This window comes from Agromyces salentinus, from assembly GCF_009749395.1.
GTDB lineage: Bacteria > Actinomycetota > Actinomycetes > Actinomycetales > Microbacteriaceae > Agromyces > Agromyces salentinus.
The window spans coordinates 32,796-52,283 of the sequence record NZ_WBIR01000011.1 but is presented as its reverse complement, the minus strand read 5'-3'; the positions used below and the strand labels follow the sequence as shown (position 1 = coordinate 52,283).

Below are 19,488 nucleotides of genomic sequence, written 5' to 3'. Positions count from 1 at the left end.
CCCCGGGTGGGGTCGCCCCCCCCCGGGGGGGGGGGGTGGGGGGGGGGGGGGGGGGGGGGGGGGGGGGGGGGGGGGGGGGGGGCGGGGGGGCCCCCCCCCCCCACGGGCGCCTCAGAGTCTAACCCCGAGTCGCCTCTGAGAGAGAATTACTCGCTCTTGGTGATCTCGTGGAGGATCGGCCAGGTGTCCCAGCCGAACTGCACGTTGTCGACCTGCTCGCCCCAGGCGCCCATGCCGTTCGTGTACCACAGCGGGATGGCGGGGAGGTCCTCGAAGAGGATCTCCTGTGCCTGCTGGAACTTCTCGATGCCGGCCTCGACCTCGGTCGCCGAAGCGCCCTCGTCGAGCAGCGCGTCGAACTCGGGGTTCGAGTAGTCGCCGTCGTTCGAGCCTGCGCCGGTGCCGAAGATCGGTCCGAGGCCGTTGAACATCGACGGGTAGTCGAACTGCCATCCGGTGCGGAACGCCGTCGCGATGGTGCGGTCGGTGACCGAGGTGCGAAGCTCCTGGAACGTCGGGACCGGCGCGCCGGCCGCCTCGATGCCGAGGTTGTTCTTCAGCTGGTTGGCGATCGCGTCGACCCAGCCCTGGTTGGGGCCGTCGGCGTTGTAGGCGATCTCGAACGCGCCGCTCCACGGAGCGATCGCGTCGGCCTGCGCCCAGAGGTCCTTGGCCAGGTCGGCGTCGAAGTCGAGGACCTCGGAGCCGGGGATGTCCTCGGAGTAGCCGTCGATCACCGGGGAGGTGAAGTCCTGCGCCGGGGTGCGGGTGCCGTTGAAGATGACCTCGGTGACCTCGTCGCGGTCGATCGCGTGCGAGATCGCCGCGCGGCGGAGCTTGCCCTCTTCACCCGCGAAGTGCGCGAGGCGCTCGGGGATCGTGATGGTCGCGTTGGCAGCAGCGGGCTGGTTGACCGTGCGGCCCTCGAACTCCGACTCGAAGGTCTGGAGCGCGCTGTCGGGGATCTCCTGGATGACATCCAGGTTGCCGCCCTGCAGGTCGGCGTACGCAGCGTCGGTGCTGGCGTAGAGGATCATGTCGACGCCGCCGTTCTGGGCTGCGCGGGGACCGTCGTAGTCGGGGTTCGTGACGAGGTCGATGCGCTCGTTGTGAGCCCATGCGCCTTCGCCGTCGAGCATGTACGGGCCGTTGCCGATCGGGTTCTCGCCGAAGGCCTCGATGTCGTCCCATGCCGATGCGGGCACCGGGAAGTAGGCCGTGTAGCCGAGGCGCAGCGGGAAGTCCGACTCGGGCTGCTTGAGCGTGACGGTGAAGGTCGTGTCGTCGACGACCTCGAGGCCCGAGAGCTCGGGCACGTTCTCGTCGTAGCTGAAGCCCTCGATCGACTCGAAGAAGTAGCTGGAGAGCTGCGCGTTGTCGAGCGCGGCGCCGTAGTTCCAGGCGTCGACGAAGGAGGCCGCGTCGACCGGGTCGCCGTTCGTGAAGGTCAGGCCCTCGCGGATCTTGATCGTGTAGGTCTGCGCGTCTTCGGTCTCGATCGACTCGGCGACGTCGTTGTGCACGGCGCCCTCGGCGTCGTAGTAGACCAAGCCGGCGAAGATGTTCTGGAGCACGAGTCCGCCGCCGACCTCGTTGGTGTTGGTCGGGACCAGCGGGTTCTGGGGCTCGGTGTTGTTGACCGTGATGACCGCGCTCGACGTCGCCGCGTCGTCGGTCGCCTCGGGCGAGCCGCTCGTGCAGCCTGCGAGCACGAGGGCTCCGGCTGCAGCAAGAGCAATGGCTGCAACGCCGCTTCTCTTGATCTTCAATGTTCCTCCTGTGAGACGTGCGTCGGCAGTGCGGCTTCTGGCCGCCCTGGGGCGCGGGATGAATTGAGACTATGAACCGGACTGGCGCGAAGCAAACTCTTGGGGAAACCGTTATCGACGCGCAACCTTCGAATGGATTCCTGCGGAAGATCCGGTCGTGTGACGCACGATCTTTGCGCCGCTGGCGTATATGCGAAGATCGACGCATGTCGGCTGCACGTTTGCGGATCGAGATCGTCATCGTGCTCGGGCTCTCGCTCGGCGCCTCGGCCGTCTACTCCATCGTCTCCATCATCGCCAAGCTCACGGCGGAGCAGGCTCTGGGCGACCAGTCCGTCGCCCTCAACCCGAGTCGATCCGAACGGCAGTGGCTCGACTTCACCTACCAGTTCCTCGACGTCTTCTTCGGCCTCTTCGCGGTGGCGCTCGTGCTCTACCTGCTCTGGCAGCCGGGCCGCAGCCCGTTCCGGCGCATCGGCTTCGACCTGACGCGGCCGGCCCGCGACGCGGCATCCGGCCTGCTGCTCGTCGCCGTCATCGGCGTGCCAGGCCTGGCGCTGTACGCGGCCGGCCGCGCGCTCGGCATCACGGTCGCGGTGCAGGCCTCGCCCGCCGACTGGCTGTGGTGGACCGTGCCGATCCTGGTGCTGCGGGCGCTCGAGGCGGCGCTCACCGAGGAGGTCATCGTCGTCGGCTACCTCTTCACGCGCCTGCGCGAACTCGGCGTCGGCGTGTGGGCGACGATCCTCTCGAGCGCGGTGCTGCGCGGCACGTACCACCTCTACCAGGGCTTCGGCCCGTTCATCGGCAACGTCGCGATGGGCATCGTGTTCGGCTGGTGCTACCAACGCTGGGGACGCACGATGCCGCTCGTGATCGCCCACCTCGTGCTCGACGTGGTGTCGTTCGTCGGCTACCCGCTCGCAGTGGCCTGGTGGCCCGCGTTCTTCGCCGTTCCCGCCACCTGAGGCTCGTGAGGCACTCCTCGCGGTTCGGGTGACGGATGCCGCGGGCGCACGCCCCTCGCGACGTGCTCACCCTGGGCCAGCGCGAGCACCGTGGTGGGCATCGGCGGCAGCGCCTCCTCGGGCGGCTCCACCCTGAGGTCGGACCCGCTCGCCCGCACGCGCGCCATGTCGAGCCAGCTGCTGCGGCTCGGCGTGCAGACGGCCGACATGCCGTCGAACCCGAACCCGCCGACCTGCGAGATGGAGCCCATCGCGTCGGCGCGTCGGAGCGCCTCGGCCCGTCCGGGGTCGCGACGCTCCAGCAGCCCGGCCCGCTGCTCGAGCCCGAGCACCCGGGTCGCGGCGGCACTGGCCACGACCATCGTCGCGAGGAACGCGACACCGCCGACGACCTGCGCCAGATCGATGAGGGACATGGGCACCTCCCCGTGAGAGTGCCCTCAGTGTAGACCTGAGGGCACCTCACGTACAGGGGCGGCGCGGGCTCCGCGAACGCCGCCCCGTCGCGCTCGGCCGGCGCCGCTCAGGACCCTACGCGAATGCCTCCACCGGCGGGCAGGCGCAGACGAGGTTGCGATCGCCGTAGGCCTGGTCGATGCGGCGCACCGGAGCCCAGTACTTGGTTCGCACGAGCGAGTGCACCGGGTACACGGCCTGCTCGCGGGTGTAGGGGTGATTCCACTCCCCCGCGATGACCGACTCCGCGGTGTGCGGCGCGTTGCGGAGCGGGTTGTCGTCGACGGGCCATTCGCCGCGGCCGACGGCGTCGGCCTCGGCCTTGATGGCGATCATCGCCTCGACGAAGCGCTCGAGCTCGGCGAGGTCCTCGGACTCCGTCGGCTCGACCATGAGCGTCCCGGCGACCGGGAACGACATGGTCGGGGCGTGGAAGCCGTAGTCGATGAGCCGCTTGGCGACGTCGTCGACCGACACGCCGGTCGCCGCGGTCAGCGGGCGCAGGTCGAGGATGCACTCGTGCGCGACGAGGCCGTTCTCACCCGTGTAGAGCACCGGGTAGTGCTCGCGCAGGCGGGAGGCCACGAAGTTCGCGGCGAGCACGGCCGTCGCGGTCGACTGCGCGAGTCCCTCGGCGCCCATCATGCGCACGTAGGCCCACGAGATCGGGAGGATGGAGGGGCTGCCGTACGGCGCCGCCGAGACGGGTCCGCCGCCGTGCACGAAGCCGCCGGCGTGGTCGACGCGCTGCGCCATCGGGTGGCCGGGCAGGTAGGGCGCGAGGTGCGCCTTCGCCGCGACCGGTCCGACGCCGGGGCCGCCGCCGCCGTGCGGGATGCAGAAGGTCTTGTGCAGGTTCAGGTGCGAGACGTCGCCCCCGAAGTCCCCGAATCGGGCGAAGCCGAGCAGCGCGTTCAGGTTCGCTCCGTCGACGTACACCTGTCCGCCGGCGTCGTGGACGGCCTGGCAGATGTCGCGCACGTCGTGCTCGTACACGCCGTGCGTCGACGGATACGTGATCATCAGGGCGGCGATGGATGCCGCGTGCTCGGCGATCTTGGCGCGCAGGTCGCCGAGGTCGACGTTGCCGAGCTCGTCGCAGGCGACGACGACGACGCGCATGCCGGCCAGCACCGCCGACGCGGCGTTCGTGCCGTGCGCGCTCGACGGGATCAGGCACAGGTCGCGCTCGGCCTCGCCGTTGGCCCGGTGGTATCCGCGGATCGCGAGCAGGCCGGCGAGCTCGCCCTGGCTGCCGGCGTTCGGCTGCAGGGAGACGGTGTCGTACCCGGTGACCTCGGCGAGCCAGCTCTCGAGCTGCTCGACGAGCCCGAGGGTGCCGACGACGTCGGCCTCGGGCGCGAACGGGTGCAGGTTCGCGAACTCGGGCCACGTGACCGACTGCATCTCGGTGGCGGCGTTGAGCTTCATGGTGCAGGAGCCGAGCGGGATCATGCCGCGGTCGAGGGCGTAGTCGCGGTCGGCGAGCTGCTTGAGGTAGCGCATCATCTGCGTCTCGGACTGGTGCGTGTTGAACACCGGGTGCTCGAGGTACGCGGTCGTGCGGCGCAGCGCCTCGGGCAGGCTCGCGGGGAGCTCGCGCAGCGACACCGTGACATCCGCCCGCTCCCCGAGTCGGAACGCCTCGACGACGAGCGACAGCTCGCGCTCGGTCGTGGTCTCGTCGACCGAGACGTGCACGGTGGCCTCATCGGCCTCCCACACGTTCAGGCCGAGGTCGTGCGCCTTGGCGACGACGTTCTTCGCGAGTCCCGGGACGTGCACGCGGATGGTGTCGAAGTAGGCGTCGTGCGCGAGCGTGAGGCCGAAGCCGGTGAGGGCGTCGGCGAGGGCCTTCGCCTTGGCCGCGGTGCTCACCGCGATGTGCCGGATGCCGTGGGGTCCGTGGTACACCGCGTACATCGACGCCATGACGGCGAGGAGCACCTGCGCCGTGCAGATGTTCGACGTCGCCTTCTCGCGGCGGATGTGCTGCTCGCGCGCCTGGAGGCTGAGGCGGTACGCGGGGTGTCCGGCCGCATCCTGGGACACGCCCACGAGGCGGCCGGGCAGCTGCCGCTCGAGGCCCTTGCGCACGGCCATGTAGCCGGCGTGCGGACCGCCGAAGCCCATCGGCACGCCGAAGCGCTGCGACGTGCCGACCGCCACGTCGGCGCCCAGCTCGCCCGGGCTCGTGATGAGCGCGAGGGCGAGCAGGTCGGCGGCCACGACGGCGAGGCCGCCCTGCTCCTTCGCCGCTGCGATCACGGATGCGGGGTTCCACACCCGGCCCGACGCACCCGGGTACTGCACGAAGACGCCGAAGTGCTCGCCGAGGGCGGCGGCATCCGTGCCCTCGTGCAGGTCGGTGACGACGAGCTCGATGCCGACGGCCTCGGCGCGGGACTCGAGCAGCGCGAGCGTCTGGGGCAGTGCGTCCGCGTCGACGACGAATCGGTTCGAGGCCGACTTCGAGGCCCGGCGCGCGAGGAGCATGCCCTCGACGACCGCGGTGCCCTCGTCGAGCATCGAGGCGTTGGCCGTGTCGAGCCCCGTGAGGTCGGTCACCATCGTCTGGAAGTTGATGAGCGCCTCGAGGCGACCCTGCGAGATCTCGGGCTGGTACGGCGTGTACGCCGTGTACCAGCTCGGGTTCTCGAGCACGTTGCGCTGGATCACGGCGGGCGTGATCGTGCCGAAGTAGCCGAGGCCGATCATCGACGCGCGCACGGCGTTCTGGTCGGCGAGGGCCGCGAGCTCGGCGAGCGCCTCGCGCTCGGTCGCGGCGGCCGGGATCGCGGAGTTCAGCACCTCGCCCATGCGGATCGAGGCGGGCACGGCGGCGGTCATGAGGGACGCGAGCGAGTCGTAGCCGAGCTCGGCGAGCATGATGCCGTGGTCGCTCGGCGTCGTGCCGATGTGGCGACGCCCGAAGGCGTCCAGGTCGTACGTGGAGGAGGTGCTCATCGGTGGCTGCCCCTACTCGCCGACGAGGGCGCGGTACTCGGCGTGGCTGAGGAGCTTCGGCAGCTCGGGCGCGGTGATCTTCAGCAGCCAGCCCTCGCCGAAGGGGTCGCTGTTGACGAGCTCGGGCGAGTCGATGACGGCCTGGTTCGCCTCCACGACCTCGCCGTTCACGGGCGCGAACAGCTCGCCGACCGACTTGGTCGACTCGATCTCGCCGACGACGGTGCCCTCGGTCACGCTCGTGCCCGCGGAGGGCAGGTCGACGTAGACGATGTCGCCCAGCTTCTCGGCGGCGTAGTCGGTGATGCCGATGGTGACGGTGTCGCCGTCGACGAGCACCCACTCGTGCTCTGCGGTGTACTGGAGGTCGGTGTTCTCGCTCATGGGGTTCTCCTGGTCTCTGGTGAGGTCGGTCGGGCCGGTGCGCGTCACGCGCCGCGGCGGTAGAAGGGAAGGGCGACGACGGATGCCGGGATGCGCGTGCCGCGCACGTCGACGGCGAGCACCGTGCCGGGCTCCGCGTGGTCGGGGTGCACGAACGCCATCGCGATCGGATGCCCCAGGGTCGGCGAGAGCACGCCGGAGGTGACGACGCCGATCTCGGCCGCGTCCTCCCCGGTTCCGGTGAGGACGGCGTAGCCGGCCCTGGCGGCGCGGCGACCCTCGGCCGCGAGGCCGACCAGCACCGGGGCATCCGCTCGGGGACCCTGCTCGATGCCGGCGCGGCCGACGAAGTCGCCCTCCTTGGCGAGCGCGACCACGCGGCCGAGCCCGGCCTGCACGGGCTGCGTGTCCAGGCCGAGCTCGTGGCCGTACAACGGCATGCCGGCCTCGAGGCGCAGGGTGTCGCGACTCGCGAGGCCGCAGGGCACGACCCGCGGCCCGCCGGTCTCGGCGATCGCACGCCAGAGGTCGGCGGCGCGCTCGGGGGCGACGTACAGCTCGAAGCCGTCCTCGCCCGTGTACCCCGTGCGCGCGACGAGCACCGGGCCGCCGTCGTACTCGGCGGCGACCGCGCGATAGTACTTCAGCTCGCGGAGCGCGGAGGCGAAGTCGTCGTGGTCGTTGCCGGGGCCCTGGATGCCGAAGCCCGGCGTCTCGAGGAGCACCTCGAGCGCGTCGGGGCCCTGCAGGGCGATGAGCGCCACGTCGTCGCTCTCGTCGAAGACCTCGACGTCGAACGGGGCGGTGCGATCGAGCAGCTCGTCGACGACGACCTCGCGATTCGCGGCGTTGGCCACGACCATGAAGCGGTCCTCGCCCGTGCGGTAGACGACGAGGTCGTCGATCACGCCGCCGTCGCGGGCGAGCAGGAGCGTGTACTTCGCCTGCCCGAGTGCGATGGCGGACAGGCGACCGGCGAGCGCGTAGTCGAGCGCGGTCGCGGCCTCGGGGCCGACGACGACGATCTCGCCCATGTGGGAGAGGTCGAAGAGGCCCGACCTCGTGCGCACCGCATGGTGCTCGGCGAGGTCGGAGGTGTACCTGACCGGCATCTCCCACCCCGCGAAGTCGGTGAACGACGCGCCGAGCGCCGCGTGCACGTCGTGCAGCGGACTCAGTCGACCCGACGTCGGCTCTGCCTGTGCTGTCTCGGTCATTCGGCTCTCCTCAACATTCCACCACATTGACCGCGAGCCCTCCGGTCGCGGTCTCCTTGTACTTGTCGCTCATGTCGCGACCGGTCTGGCGCATGGTCTCGATGACCTGGTCGAACGACACCCGATGGCTCCCATCCCCCCACATGGCCATCTTGGCCGCATTGATCGCCTTCCCGGCGGCGATCGCGTTGCGTTCGATGCACGGGATCTGCACGAGCCCGCCCACGGGGTCGCAGGTCAGGCCGAGATTGTGCTCCATCGCGATCTCGGCGGCGTTCTCCACCTGCGCCGGCGTGCCGCCGAGGATCGCGGCGAGCGCGCCGGCGGCCATCGAGGAGGCCGACCCGACCTCGCCCTGGCAGCCGACCTCGGCGCCGGAGATGGAGGCTCCTCGCTTGACGATGCCGCCGATCGCGGCCGCGGTGAGCAGGAACTCGACCGCGAGGTCGTCGAGGTCGGCTCCGGCCCGGGCCCGGGGGCTGTACGTCGCGGCGTAGTGCAGCACCGCGGGGACGATTCCGGCGGCGCCGTTGGTCGGGGCCGTGACGACCCGGCCGCCCGCGGCGTTCTCCTCGTTGACGGCGAGCGCGACGAGGTTGACCCACTCCTGGGCGAACTCGGGGCTCCGATCCGGGTCCTCGCGGAGGAGGCGGGCGTGCCACTCGGGCGCACGGCGACGGACCGAGAGCCCGCCGGGCAGCACGCCGTCGCGGCGGATGCCGGTGTCGACGCACTCCAGCATCGCGTCGCGGATGCGCAGGATGCCGGCCCGGACCTCGCTCTCGGCGACTGCGGCGGTCTCGTTGCACATGGTCAGCTCGGCGATCGAGAGGCCGGCGGCCTCGCACCGCCGCAGCAGGTCGTCGGCGTTGCGGTACGGGTGCGAGGCGGCGACCGCGGATGGCGCGGTACCGTGATCGCCGTCGCCGGCGCCGTCGCCGTCGCGCACGATGAAGCCGCCGCCGATCGAGTAGTAGGTCGCCTCGTCGAGGCTGCGTCCGTCGGCGGCGAAGGTCGAGAACCGGACGGCGTTGCTGTGCCTGGGGAGCACCGTGCGCGGCGAGAGCACGAGGTCGGAGACGCCGAACGGCAGTTCGACGACGCCGGCGAGGCGGATGCGCCCCGTGCGGTCGATCTCCGCGGTGCGCTGCTCGACCTCGGCGCTCGAGATGGCGTCGGGGCGTCGGCCCTCCAGCCCGAGCAGGACCGCGGTGAGGGTTCCGTGCCCGTGGCCCGTCGCCGCGAGCGAGCCGTACAACTCCACCTCGAGGCGCGTCACGTCGGCGGCCGCAGCACCGAGGCGCGCGACGTAGTCGGCCGCGGCGTGCATGGGGCCGACCGTGTGCGAGCTCGAGGGGCCGATGCCGATCTTGAACAGGTCGAACACCCCGATCGTCTCGATCGGGGGCGCGGCGGCCGCGATGGTCACGGGGTCCCCGCGGCGAGGCGCCACGCGCCGTGCACGAGGCCGAGGCACCGGTGCGGGGCCGATGGAACGAGGTGAACGTGGATGGGGCCTGGTCGGGACATGCGGAACTCCTTCTGGTGCAGCCGTCGTCGGATGCGTCGAGTTCCTCCCGCTCTGTCATATGGGCCTGAGAGTTTCCGCGTCGCCGTCGCCGGCTCCGCTTGCCCCGTCGGCGGGCGCCGGAGCGCCGCTTTCCAGAGTGACCTGCCGCCACGGTACAGGGGCCTGAGAGATTCCCGGGAGGGGTTGCTCCTACGGCAGCCGCGCGGTGGCGGCTTCTCCCGTGGCGAGTGATCGGTCGTTCAGTTGTGGATCCGATCCTACCGGTCGGTTCGTGACATCCGCGATTTCTCTTCGTGTCAGCCTGACTGTAAGATGAGCCTACTTAGAGTCAACTCGACACGAAGGGACCGCGGATGCCTCGCCGGATCGAACTCGCCGAAGCGCGGCTCGCCGTGTCGACGGTGATCTTCGCGCGCGAGCCGGGGGTCGTCACGGGCGAGCCGCCCGCCCGGCCCGCGAACCCGGCCGACCGCTCCCTCTGGATCCCGCTCGTGCGGCGTCTGCGCGAGCCAGGCAAGGGCCGCTGGGCACTGCCCGGCGGGTGGCTGGGCGCAGCCGAGAGCCTCGAGGGCGCGGCCGCCCGCACGCTCGGGGAGACCACCGGCGTCACGCCCCGCTACCTCGAGCAGCTCTACACGTTCGGGGCGCCGGATCGGTCCCCCGACGAGCGCGTCGTATCGGTCGTGTACTGGGCGCTCGTGCGGCCCGAGGAGACGAGCGGCGCCATCGACGATCCCAACGTGCGCTGGTTCGACGCCGACGACCTTCCAGAACTCGCCTTCGACCACACCGAGATCGTCGCCTACGCGCTCGGGCGACTGCGCACCAAGCTCGGCTACTCGCAGATCGCCCACGCCTTCCTCGACGAGACCTTCACCCTCGCCGAGCTCCGCGAGGTCTACGAGACCGTCATGCGCCGACCCCTCGACCCCGCCAACTTCCGCCGCACCGTCGAGGCCTCCGGGGCGCTCGTCGAGACGGGCGAGGTGCGCACCGGCACCCCGCACCGGCCGCCCAAGCTCTACCGCGCAGCACAGCCCGCCGAGGCGGGCCCGCAGGGCGCATTCCGCATCCCGATCGCACCGCACCCGAGGAGACACCCATGACGATGGTCCAGCCCAGCGACGTCCGGCTCGCGGCATCCGTCGACCGTTCGATCCAGCTCATCCAGACGGGTGCGTCGAAGGGCAGCACCTGCTCCCCCGAGCTCGCCAAGGGCCCCTGGGAGTTCGACGCCGGTCCCGTCTCGTACGGCCCCGGCTCGTCGATGGGCGACGTGATCCCGACGGGATCGCCGCGCCAGGGCGCGCTCCCCGAGTCGTACCGCACCGCGAGCGACGCCGAGCTGCACGATCGCATCCGCGCGGCCAAGGCCACCCTCGGCGAGCGCGTCGTCGTGCTCGGGCACTTCTACCAGCGGGACGAGGTCATCGAGCACGCCGACTTCGTGGGCGACTCGTTCCAACTCGCGAACGCGGCCCTCACGCGGCCGGATGCCGAGGCCATCGTCTTCTGCGGCGTGCACTTCATGGCCGAGACCGCCGACCTGCTCTCCACGCCCGAGCAGGCCGTGATCCTGCCGAACCTCGCCGCCGGCTGCTCGATGGCCGACATGGCCGACGAGGAGTCGGTCGAGGCCTGCTGGGCCGACCTGGAAGACCTGTACGGCGACCTCACGGCGACCGACGCCGACGGCCGGGTGCCCGTCATCCCGGTCACGTACATGAACTCCTCGGCGGCCCTCAAGGGCTTCGTCGGGCGCAACGGCGGCATCGTGTGCACCTCGTCGAACGCGAAGACCGTGCTCGAGTGGGCGTTCGAACGAGGGCAGCGCGTGCTCTTCTTCCCCGACCAGCACCTCGGCCGCAACACGGCGAAGGCCATGGGCGTGCCGCTCGAGCAGATGCCGATGTGGAACCCGCGGCGCGCGCTCGGCGGCAACTCCGCCGACGACCTCGTCGGCGCCCGCGTCATCCTCTGGCACGGCTTCTGCTCGGTGCACCGCCGCTTCACCGTCGACCAGATCGCCCAGGCGCGCGTCGACCACCCCGGCGTGCAGGTCATCGTGCACCCCGAGTGCCCCATGCCCGTCGTCGACGCAGCGGATGCCGCCGGCTCGACGGACTTCATCGTGAAGGCGATCCAGGCCGCTCCCGCCGGCTCGACGTTCGCGATCGGCACCGAGATCAACCTCGTGCAGCGCCTCGCCGCCGAGTACCCGCAGCACGAGATCTTCTGCCTCGACCCCGTCGTGTGCCCCTGCTCGACGATGTACCGCATCCACCCCGGCTACCTCGCCTGGGTGCTCGAGGAACTCGTCGAGGGGCGCGTCGTCAACCGCATCACCGTCCCGGGCGACGTCGCCCGGCCCGCCCGCGTCGCCCTCGAGCGGATGCTCGCGGCGAAGCCGCCTGCCGCCGCCCCGACGGTGCCCGCGGGGGCCTGACATGGCTCGCGTGCTCGTCGTCGGCGGCGGCATCGCCGGCCTCTGGACCGCGGTCAGGGCCGCCGACGCCGGCCACGAGGTGGAGCTCGTCACGAAGACCGAGCTCGCCGACGGCAACACGCGCCACGCCCAGGGCGGCATCGCCGCCGCGCTCTTCCCCGACGACTCGGCCGAGCGGCACTTCGCCGACACGATCGAGGCCGGCGCGGGCCTCGGCGACCCCGCCGCGGTGCGCGTGCTCTGCGACGAGGGGCCCGCGCGCGTGCGCGACCTCATCCGCTTCGGGGTCGCCTTCGACCACGGGGACTCCGGGCTCGAGCGCGGACTCGAGGCGGCGCACTCGCGGGCGCGCATCCTGCACGCGGGCGGCGACGCCACGGGCGCCGCGATCGAGCACGCCCTCGTCGCGACGGTCCGGCGTCGCGCGGTGCGCATCCACGAGCACACGATGCTCCTCGACCTGCTGGTCTCGTCCGATGCGACGGCGACCACGCGCGGCGCCCGCGTGACGGGAGCTCGCCTGCTCGCGGCCTCCGGCCCGGCCTTCGAGGTCGCCGCCGACGTCGTCGTGCTCGCGACCGGCGGTGCGGGGCAGCTCTTCGCGCACACGACGAATCCCGACGTCGCGACGGGCGACGGCGTCGCCGCCGCGTGGCGCGCGGGCGCCGAGGTCGCCGATCTCGAGTTCGTGCAGTTCCACCCCACCGCGCTCGCCGCACCAGGCACGCCGCTCATCTCCGAGGCCGTCCGCGGCGAGGGCGCCGTGCTGCGCGACCGCGACGGGCGGCGCTTCATGTCGCTCGTGGACCCGCGCGCGGAGCTCGCGTCCCGCGACGTCGTCGCGCGTGCCGTGTGGCGACGCAGCCTCGAGCAGGACGGCGTGCCGGTCGTCCTCGATGCCACGGCCCTCGGACGCGCCTTCCTCGACCGCCGGTTCCCCGGGCTCGGCGAGGCCTGCCGGGCGGCCGGGTACGACTGGGCCGCCGAGCCCGTGCCCGTGACGCCCGCGGCGCACTACGCCATGGGCGGCGTGGCGGTCGACCTCGACGGTCGCACGACCCTGCCCGGACTCCTCGCCGTCGGCGAGACCGCGCGCACGGGCGTGCACGGGGCGAACCGGCTCGCGTCGAACTCCCTGCTCGAGGCGGCCGTGTTCGCCGACCGCGCGGCGCGGGCGATCGGCGCCGACACCCGCGCCGACGCCGCCGGCCCGACTGCACCGACCGCCGGAGCCGGGATCCGCCGGGTCGGCGAGCCGGTCGCCGGAAGCGGTCACCCGACCTCGGTCGTCGATCGGGAGACGCTCCGGGCGCTCATGTGGGAGCACGTCGGACTCGAGCGCAGCGCCGCGGGGCTCGCCGCGGCATCCGCCGTGCTCGACACCTGGCAGGCGCCCGAACCGCGCGACCGCCGCAGCGCCGAGGATCGCAACCTGCTCGACCTGGCCCGCCTCACCGTGGCCGCCGCGGCGGCGCGCACGCAGAGCGTCGGTGCGCATTTCCGAGCGGATGCCGCGACCGACGCCGTGCGACCGGCGGCCGCCGCGACGCAGGCCGCCCACGCGCCGCACCGCCGGCACGGATCCCCCGATCCCGTGCACCCCATCGCCGATGCCGAGGAGGCAGCATGAGCACCGTCCAGCGCGAGGTCGACCGCATCGTGTCGGCCGCACTCGAGGAGGACGCCCCGTGGGGCGACCTCACGTCGGAGACCCTCATCCCGGCGGATGCCTCGGCCACGGCCGCGCTCGTGTCCCGCGAGCCCGGCGTGCTGAGCGGCATCGAGGTGTTCGCGGCCGCGTTCCGCCTCGTCGACCCGGCGATCCAGGTCGAACGCCTCGCCGCCGACGGGGAGCTGTTCGCCGCCGGCGACGTGCTCGCCCGCGTGCACGGGCCGGCCCGCGGCATCCTGACCGCGGAGCGCGTGGCGCTCAACCTCCTCCAGCGCATGTCGGGCGTGGCGACGCTCACCGCGGCGTACGTGGCGGCCGTCGACGGCACCGGGGCGCGCATCGTGGACACGCGCAAGACCACCCCGGGGCTGCGCAGCCTCGAGCGGCAGGCCGTGCGCGACGGCGGCGGCCGCAACCACCGTCGCTCGCTCTCCGACGCGATCATGGCCAAGGACAACCACCTGGCCGTGCTCACGGCGGGTGGCGTCGATCTCGCGGCCGCACTGCGATCCGCGCGCGAGCGGATGCCGCACACCGCCCACCTCGAGGTCGAGATCGATCGCCTGGATCAGCTCGACGCCGTGCTCGCCGGCGGGGCCGACACGATCATGCTCGACAACTTCGGGCTCGACGACCTGCGCGAAGGCGTCCGTCGCATCGACGGCCGCGCGACCGTGGAGGCGTCCGGCGGCGTCAACCTCGACACGGTCGCCGCGATCGCCGCGACCGGCGTCGACGTGATCTCGGTTGGCGCCCTCACCCATTCGGCACGGGCGCTCGACCTCGGGCTCGACGTCGAGATCGCCCTCGGCGGCCTCGAGGGCCCGGTCGCCCCGAGCGGCGGGATGCCGGTGTGATCTACCTCGACCACGCGGCCACCACGCCCGTCCGCCGGGAGGCGATCGAGGCGATGTGGCCGTACCTCACGGGCTCCTTCGGCAATCCGTCGAGCCGGCACGAGCTCGGCGATGAGGCCGCACGCGCGCTCGCGTGGGCGCGCGGCGAGGTCGCCGCGATCGTCGGATGCCGCCCGGGCGAGGTGGTCTTCACGAGCGGGGGCACCGAGGCCGACAACCTCGCGGTCAAGGGCATCGCGCTCGCCCGGCCGCGCGGACGCCGCGTCGTCGTCTCGCCGATCGAGCATGAGGCGGTGCTCGAGTCCGCCGCGTACCTGGCGCGGCTGCACGGCTTCACCGTGGTCGAGGTTCCCGTCGACGCGGGCGGGATCGTGCGCCCCGCGGCGCTCGCCGCCGTGATCACGCCCGAGACCGCCCTCGTGTCCGTGCAGCTCGTCAACAACGAGATCGGCACGATCCAGCCCATCGCCGACCTGGCCGCGATCGCGCGCGGGGCGGGTGCGCTCATGCACACCGACGCCGTCCAGGCGGCCGGTCACCTCGACCTCGACCTCGGGCGGCTCGGCGTGGACGCGATGTCGCTCGCCGGCCACAAGGTCGGCGCGCCGAAGGGCACGGGTGCGCTCATCGCGCGCGGCCGGGTCGGCATCGAGCCCGTGCTGCACGGCGGCGGCCAGGAGCGCGGGCGCCGCTCCGGCACCGAGAACGTCGCGGGCGCCGTCGCGTTCGCCACGGCGCTGCGTCTCGCTGACGCCGAGCGAGCGGATGCCGCCGCGCGGGCTGCCGGGCAGGGTCGCGAGCTCGCCGAGCGCATCCTCGCCGGCGTCGACGGCGCACGACTCACCGGCGACGCCGACCTGCGTCTCGCCTCGACGGTCTCCTTCGTCTTCCCCGGCACCTCCGGAGAGGCCGTGCTGCTCGAACTCGATCGACTGGGCGTCACCTGCTCGAGCGGCTCGGCCTGCGCCGCGGGCAGCACCGAGCCGTCGCACGTGTTGACCGCGATCGGCATCCCCGCGGACCTCGCGCACACGGCCGTGCGCTTCACGCTCGGAGCCGCGACCACCGACCAGGAGATCGCGGATGCCGCGGCAGCCGTCGTTCGAGCGGTGTCGGCGGTGCGGGCTATCGTGAATCCATGACCGAATCGACCGCTTCCCACCACGACGACGTCCCGTTCGACGAGACCGAGCTCGACGAGGCCGCCGAAGCACGACTCGAGGGCGAACTCGCCCCCGAGGAGTCCCTGCTCGAGGGCTGGCTCCCGACCCCGTCGCCGACCGACGGGCCCGCCCCGGCTCCGTAGGCCACCCGCGGGCGGAGCCCCTCCTGCCCGCCGCCTGATTTTCCATACGTTCCAATCCTTCGCCCGTTCCGGGAATAGGGCTGCGCCGTCGACCGGTTGTCGACTTCATCCGGGCGCAACGGAGCGCACCCCTCATCTCTGCCGATTGGAACCGCACCGTGACCGAACGCGCCCTTCCCGACCTCGCAGGTCCCGATCTCGCACGTCCAGAACTCGCCGGCCGGCCGACCGGCGAGTCCGCCGCGATCGGCGACACCGCCCAGCACCTCCACACCGATGCCGAAGCGCTGCACGGAGCCCGCAACTCGCGCGTCATCTGGCTGCTGCTCGCAGCCACCTTCGTCGTCATCCTCAACGAGACGATCATGGGCGTGGCCATCCCGCACCTCGTGGTCGACCTCGGCATCACCATCTCCGCCGCGCAGTGGCTGACCACGGCGTTCATGCTGACCATGGCGGTCGTGATCCCCATCACGGGCTACCTGCTCCAGCGCTTCACCACGAGGCAGCTCTTCATCGCCGCCATGACGCTGTTCTCCGCTGGCACCCTGCTCGCGGCGCTCTCGCCCGGCTTCGAACTCCTCCTCGGCGCCCGCGTCGTCCAGGCGACCGGCACGGCGATCATGATGCCGCTGCTCATGACGACCCTGATGGAGCTCGTGGCCGCATCCGACCGCGGCCGCTTCATGGGTCGCGTGTCCACCGTCATCTCGGTCGCACCGGCGATCGGCCCCACGCTCTCGGGCGTCATCCTGACGTACCTCTCGTGGCGGTTCATGTTCTGGTTCGTGCTGCCGATCGCCCTGGTCATGCTCGTCATCGGCATCCGTCGCGTCGAGAACGTCACCGAACCCAAGCGGGTCCCGCTCGACGTGTTCTCGGTCGTGCTCTCGGCGATCGGGTTCGGCGGCCTGGTCTACGGCCTGAGCCTCATCGGCGGCGAGGCGTCCGGCACGGCCACGCCCACCCAGATGTGGATCTCGCTGGGCGTCGGCGCGGCCGGCATCCTGACGTTCGTGCTGCGCCAGCTCTGGCTCCAGCGTCGAGACCGCGCCCTGCTCGACCTGCGCACGTTCCGCTCCGGCAACTTCGCGATCTCGGTCGCGCTCATGGTCGTCATGATGGCCTCGCTCTTCGGCACGATCATCCTGCTGCCGATCTACCTCCAGAACGTGCTGCACCTCGAGCCGCTGGCCACGGGCATGCTGCTCCTGCCCGGCGGGCTCGTGATGGGCCTGCTCGGTCCGGTGGTCGGCCGCCTCTACGACCGCTTCGGTCCGCGGCCGCTGCTCGTGCCCGGTGCCATCGTCGTCAGCGGCGTGCTCTGGTCGCTCACCATGGTGTCGGAGACCACGTCTCCGTGGCTCGTCCTCGCGGCGCACGTCGCGCTCTCGGCGGGGCTCGCGTTCATGTTCACGCCGCTGTTCACCACGGCGCTGGGTTCGGTCGCCCCGAACCTGTACTCCCACGGGTCGGCGGTCATCGGCACCGTCCAGCAGGTCGCCGGCGCCGCCGGAACCGCGCTCTTCGTCACCGTCATGACCGCGGGCACGCTCGCGGCGGCACCGCTGGCGAGCTCGCCGGAGGCGGCGCAGGCGGCCGGCATCCACACGGCGTTCCTCATCGGCGCGATCCTGTCGCTGACCTCGATCGTCGGGGCCCTGTTCGTACGCCGGCCGGCCGACACCGAGGGCGGCCCCGTCATGGCCCACTGAGCCTCGACACGCCCACCGAACCGAAGGGGCCCGCCCGGCGTATCTCCGGGCGGGCCCCTTCGGTTCGGTCGCGGATCAGCCGCAGTCGGGGCGGCAGCTCCGCTGCGAGATCGCGTCGACGAGCACCGTTCCGAGGTCTTCGGGCTTGGTGGCCGAGTACGCGCCGCCCTTCGTGGCCTCGGCGATCTGCTGCATGGCCTGGAGGTCGGTGTCCGGTCCGAAGCCGATCATGATGACGGGCACCGGCTTCGTGCCGTCGTCGGCCTTGGTGAGCTCGGCCAGCAGCGTGTTCAGGTCGATGCCGTTCTCGTCCTCGTTCTTGCCGTCGGTGATGAGCAGCACGGCGTTGACCTTCTCGGGGTCGTAGCCCTCGCGGACCCGCTTGACCGCGGCGAGCACCGTGTCGTAGAGCCCGGTCGCCCCACCGAGCCGGCTCGGCAGCGACTGGATGATGCCGCCGATCTGCTGGGCGTGCGCGGCGTCGCCGAGCGCGGAGATGGACGCGAGCTCCTCGTAGTCGAGATCGCCGTTGCGGGCCGTCGAGAAGGCCCAGACGCCGAGGTCGACCTCGCCCGAGAACCGCGACACCGCCTGCTGCGCCGCCTGCTGGAAGATGTCGATGCGGCGCAGGCCGTTGCCGGCCGGCTCCTCCATGGATCCGGACACGTCGACCACGGCGAGGTACCGGGCGCGGAGCGTCAGCACGCCCCACGTGCGGAGCATCGTCAACTGCGTGTCCGCGTCGAGCGGCAGGGCCTGCGCCGCAGGGCCTTCGGGCGCGATGCCGAGGATGTCGATCGTGCCTCCGCCGTCGGACGCTCGGAACCCGGCCGCATTCAGCGATTCGGTCGCGTCGGCCACGACCTCCGCGAACTTCTCGAGGGCCTTCACCCGCGCCGTCGGCTCCTCGGCGGCCTCGGTCGCCTCAGTCGACTCGGCGTGCGTGCCGGACGAGAACGACACCGGCTCGATCCGAGCGTCGGAGCCGGCTGCGTCCGGCTTCTCCGTCGCGTCCGGCTTCTCCGTCGCGGGGGGCTCCTCGCCCTCGGCCGGCTGGTCGGCCGCGGCAGCCTTGGCCTCCGTCGCCGCGTCGCCGACCCGCACCAGCGGATAGTCGAGCACGACCGTGCCGTCGTTCGGGTAGGCAGCCGTCAACGCCTGCGACGGCCCGTCGGCGTTGTACTCGGCGACCTGGGCCTCGGTCGTGATCACCACGCTCGGCTGGGCCTGCGATGCGAGCGAACCGAATGCGGCGCTCGTGGAGTCGGGAATCGACTTGCCGAGCCCGATCATCGCGGAGGCGAGCGGCCTGGGATCCTCCGCCGGCGCGTGCGCACCGAGCGCGACGAGGCTCGCAAGGCTCGCCGACGAGGCCTCGGGATCCGGCAGGATCGCCGGAAGCGTGCCGTCGAGCACGCGCTGCCAGGTGATCGGTTCACTCGCGACGGCCGCGGCGTCCTCCGCGGTCGTGGCGAAGACCACCGGGGTCGCGGCGAGGGTCTCACCGACGAGCGCCTCGGGGCTCGTGCGGCCGAGGGAGGCCGCGGTGGCCGCCGCCCGGTCGACCCATGCGGTCGACTGCGGCACCCACGCGTCGGCATCGAGGCCGCCTGCGGCGAGCACCGCCGCCGTGTCGGCGGAGTCCTGCGCGACGACCTGCGTCGTGACGCAGCCGTCGCTCGCGGCGTCGTACGCGCTGGCGATGTCGCCGAGCACGGGGGCGATGGTCGTGTCGGCGACGATGGTCAGCGGTTGAGCGGTTTCGCAGCCGTTCTCGGCAGCGGCATCCGACGGGTCGAGGTGTCCGCCGACCCAGAGGTACACGCCGGAGGAGACGACGCCGACCACCACGACGGCAGCGATGATGGACAGGTACAGGCCGCGCTTCGGCTTCTTCGCCGACGCAGTGCTATGACGCCCCACGGACACTCCAAGCCCGACGGTTACACAGGTGACACCGTCGAATCCTTCAATTCGGGTTCCCACCGGGTACGTGGGAAGGATTCGATCAGTGTAGGTTACCCACGCCGAGCAGCGAAAACAACCGCGCCTCATTGTGCGGTAACGACACATCGGGTGCCTGCGTGCGATGGCTCCGGGTGGGCCGGCGTCTCCTTCTCGCGACCGGGATGCGGCGCGGGTTTCAGTGGGAAAGGATCCTTACGAAGCTAGCGCACCGGCCTTCGCCGCGGAACCCATT

The 19,488-nt window shown here is 71.9% G+C and carries 15 protein-coding genes and 2 riboswitches; of the genes, 8 read left to right on the top strand and 7 right to left on the bottom strand.

The window, feature by feature from the left end; genetic code table 11:
• Positions 1 to 146 precede the first annotated feature (146 nt).
• Complete coding sequence (locus GQQ95_RS12070) at positions 147 to 1,769, bottom strand: peptide ABC transporter substrate-binding protein (RefSeq protein WP_157427920.1); 1,623 nt, start codon at positions 1,767 to 1,769, stop codon at positions 147 to 149.
• Positions 1,770 to 1,975: 206 nt separating this feature from the next.
• On the opposite strand from GQQ95_RS12070, the gene GQQ95_RS12065 reads away from it, so the two are divergent.
• Entirely contained in the window at positions 1,976 to 2,737 is a 762-nt protein-coding gene (locus tag GQQ95_RS12065) for a CPBP family intramembrane glutamic endopeptidase (protein ID WP_157427919.1), read from the top strand.
• Here GQQ95_RS12065 and GQQ95_RS12060 read toward each other — a convergent pair.
• The 5 genes from GQQ95_RS12060 to GQQ95_RS12040 all read right to left on the bottom strand — a co-directional run bounded on the left by GQQ95_RS12060 (position 2,683) and on the right by GQQ95_RS12040 (position 9,190).
• On the bottom strand, positions 2,683 to 3,153 hold the full coding sequence (locus GQQ95_RS12060) for a hypothetical protein (RefSeq protein ID WP_157427918.1): 471 nt from the start codon (positions 3,151 to 3,153) through the stop codon (positions 2,683 to 2,685). The two genes, GQQ95_RS12065 and GQQ95_RS12060, sit on opposite strands and share 55 nt — an antisense overlap.
• A gap of 115 nt (positions 3,154 to 3,268) precedes the next feature.
• On the bottom strand, positions 3,269 to 6,160 hold the full coding sequence (gene gcvP / locus GQQ95_RS12055; RefSeq protein ID WP_157427917.1) for an aminomethyl-transferring glycine dehydrogenase: 2,892 nt from the start codon (positions 6,158 to 6,160) through the stop codon (positions 3,269 to 3,271).
• 12 nt (positions 6,161 to 6,172) lie between these two features.
• A complete protein-coding gene (gene gcvH / locus GQQ95_RS12050; RefSeq protein WP_157427916.1) occupies positions 6,173 to 6,544 on the bottom strand; it encodes a glycine cleavage system protein GcvH in 372 nt (123 codons plus the stop codon).
• A gap of 44 nt (positions 6,545 to 6,588) precedes the next feature.
• Complete coding sequence (gene gcvT, locus GQQ95_RS12045) at positions 6,589 to 7,761, bottom strand: glycine cleavage system aminomethyltransferase GcvT (protein WP_157427915.1); 1,173 nt, start codon at positions 7,759 to 7,761, stop codon at positions 6,589 to 6,591.
• A gap of 10 nt (positions 7,762 to 7,771) precedes the next feature.
• Positions 7,772 to 9,190, bottom strand: coding sequence for an L-serine ammonia-lyase (locus GQQ95_RS12040; RefSeq protein WP_246205445.1), 1,419 nt, complete (start codon positions 9,188 to 9,190; stop codon positions 7,772 to 7,774).
• 146 nt (positions 9,191 to 9,336) lie between these two features.
• Positions 9,337 to 9,432, bottom strand: a riboswitch (glycine riboswitch).
• A riboswitch (glycine riboswitch) is annotated at positions 9,433 to 9,523 on the bottom strand.
• Between the two features lie 122 nt (positions 9,524 to 9,645).
• Here GQQ95_RS12040 and GQQ95_RS12035 point away from each other — a divergent pair.
• The 7 genes from GQQ95_RS12035 to GQQ95_RS12005 all read left to right on the top strand — a co-directional run bounded on the left by GQQ95_RS12035 (position 9,646) and on the right by GQQ95_RS12005 (position 17,288).
• Positions 9,646 to 10,398, top strand: a complete 753-nt coding sequence (locus GQQ95_RS12035; protein WP_157427913.1) for an NUDIX hydrolase — start codon at positions 9,646 to 9,648, stop codon at positions 10,396 to 10,398.
• Entirely contained in the window at positions 10,395 to 11,738 is a 1,344-nt protein-coding gene (gene nadA, locus GQQ95_RS12030; protein ID WP_212275413.1) for a quinolinate synthase NadA, read from the top strand. Before GQQ95_RS12035 ends, nadA begins: the two co-directional genes overlap by 4 nt.
• A 1-nt stretch (position 11,739) precedes the next feature.
• Positions 11,740 to 13,368, top strand: coding sequence for an L-aspartate oxidase (gene nadB / locus GQQ95_RS12025; RefSeq protein WP_157427912.1), 1,629 nt, complete (start codon positions 11,740 to 11,742; stop codon positions 13,366 to 13,368).
• Positions 13,365 to 14,267, top strand: a complete 903-nt coding sequence (gene nadC, locus GQQ95_RS12020; protein WP_157427911.1) for a carboxylating nicotinate-nucleotide diphosphorylase — start codon at positions 13,365 to 13,367, stop codon at positions 14,265 to 14,267. The genes nadB and nadC overlap by 4 nt, the downstream gene beginning before the upstream one ends.
• Positions 14,264 to 15,409, top strand: a complete 1,146-nt coding sequence (locus GQQ95_RS12015) for a cysteine desulfurase family protein (protein ID WP_157427910.1) — start codon at positions 14,264 to 14,266, stop codon at positions 15,407 to 15,409. Before nadC ends, GQQ95_RS12015 begins: the two co-directional genes overlap by 4 nt.
• Positions 15,406 to 15,573 (top strand): hypothetical protein, encoded by a 168-nt coding sequence (locus GQQ95_RS12010; protein WP_157427909.1) that lies wholly within the window; start codon positions 15,406 to 15,408, stop codon positions 15,571 to 15,573. The genes GQQ95_RS12015 and GQQ95_RS12010 overlap by 4 nt, the downstream gene beginning before the upstream one ends.
• Before the next feature lie 158 nt (positions 15,574 to 15,731).
• Complete coding sequence (locus GQQ95_RS12005; RefSeq protein WP_212275411.1) at positions 15,732 to 17,288, top strand: MDR family MFS transporter; 1,557 nt, start codon at positions 15,732 to 15,734, stop codon at positions 17,286 to 17,288.
• 75 nt (positions 17,289 to 17,363) lie between these two features.
• Here GQQ95_RS12005 and GQQ95_RS12000 read toward each other — a convergent pair whose 3' ends face one another.
• Complete coding sequence (locus GQQ95_RS12000) at positions 17,364 to 19,211, bottom strand: VWA domain-containing protein (protein ID WP_157427908.1); 1,848 nt, start codon at positions 19,209 to 19,211, stop codon at positions 17,364 to 17,366.
• Positions 19,212 to 19,488: the final 277 nt, after the last annotated feature.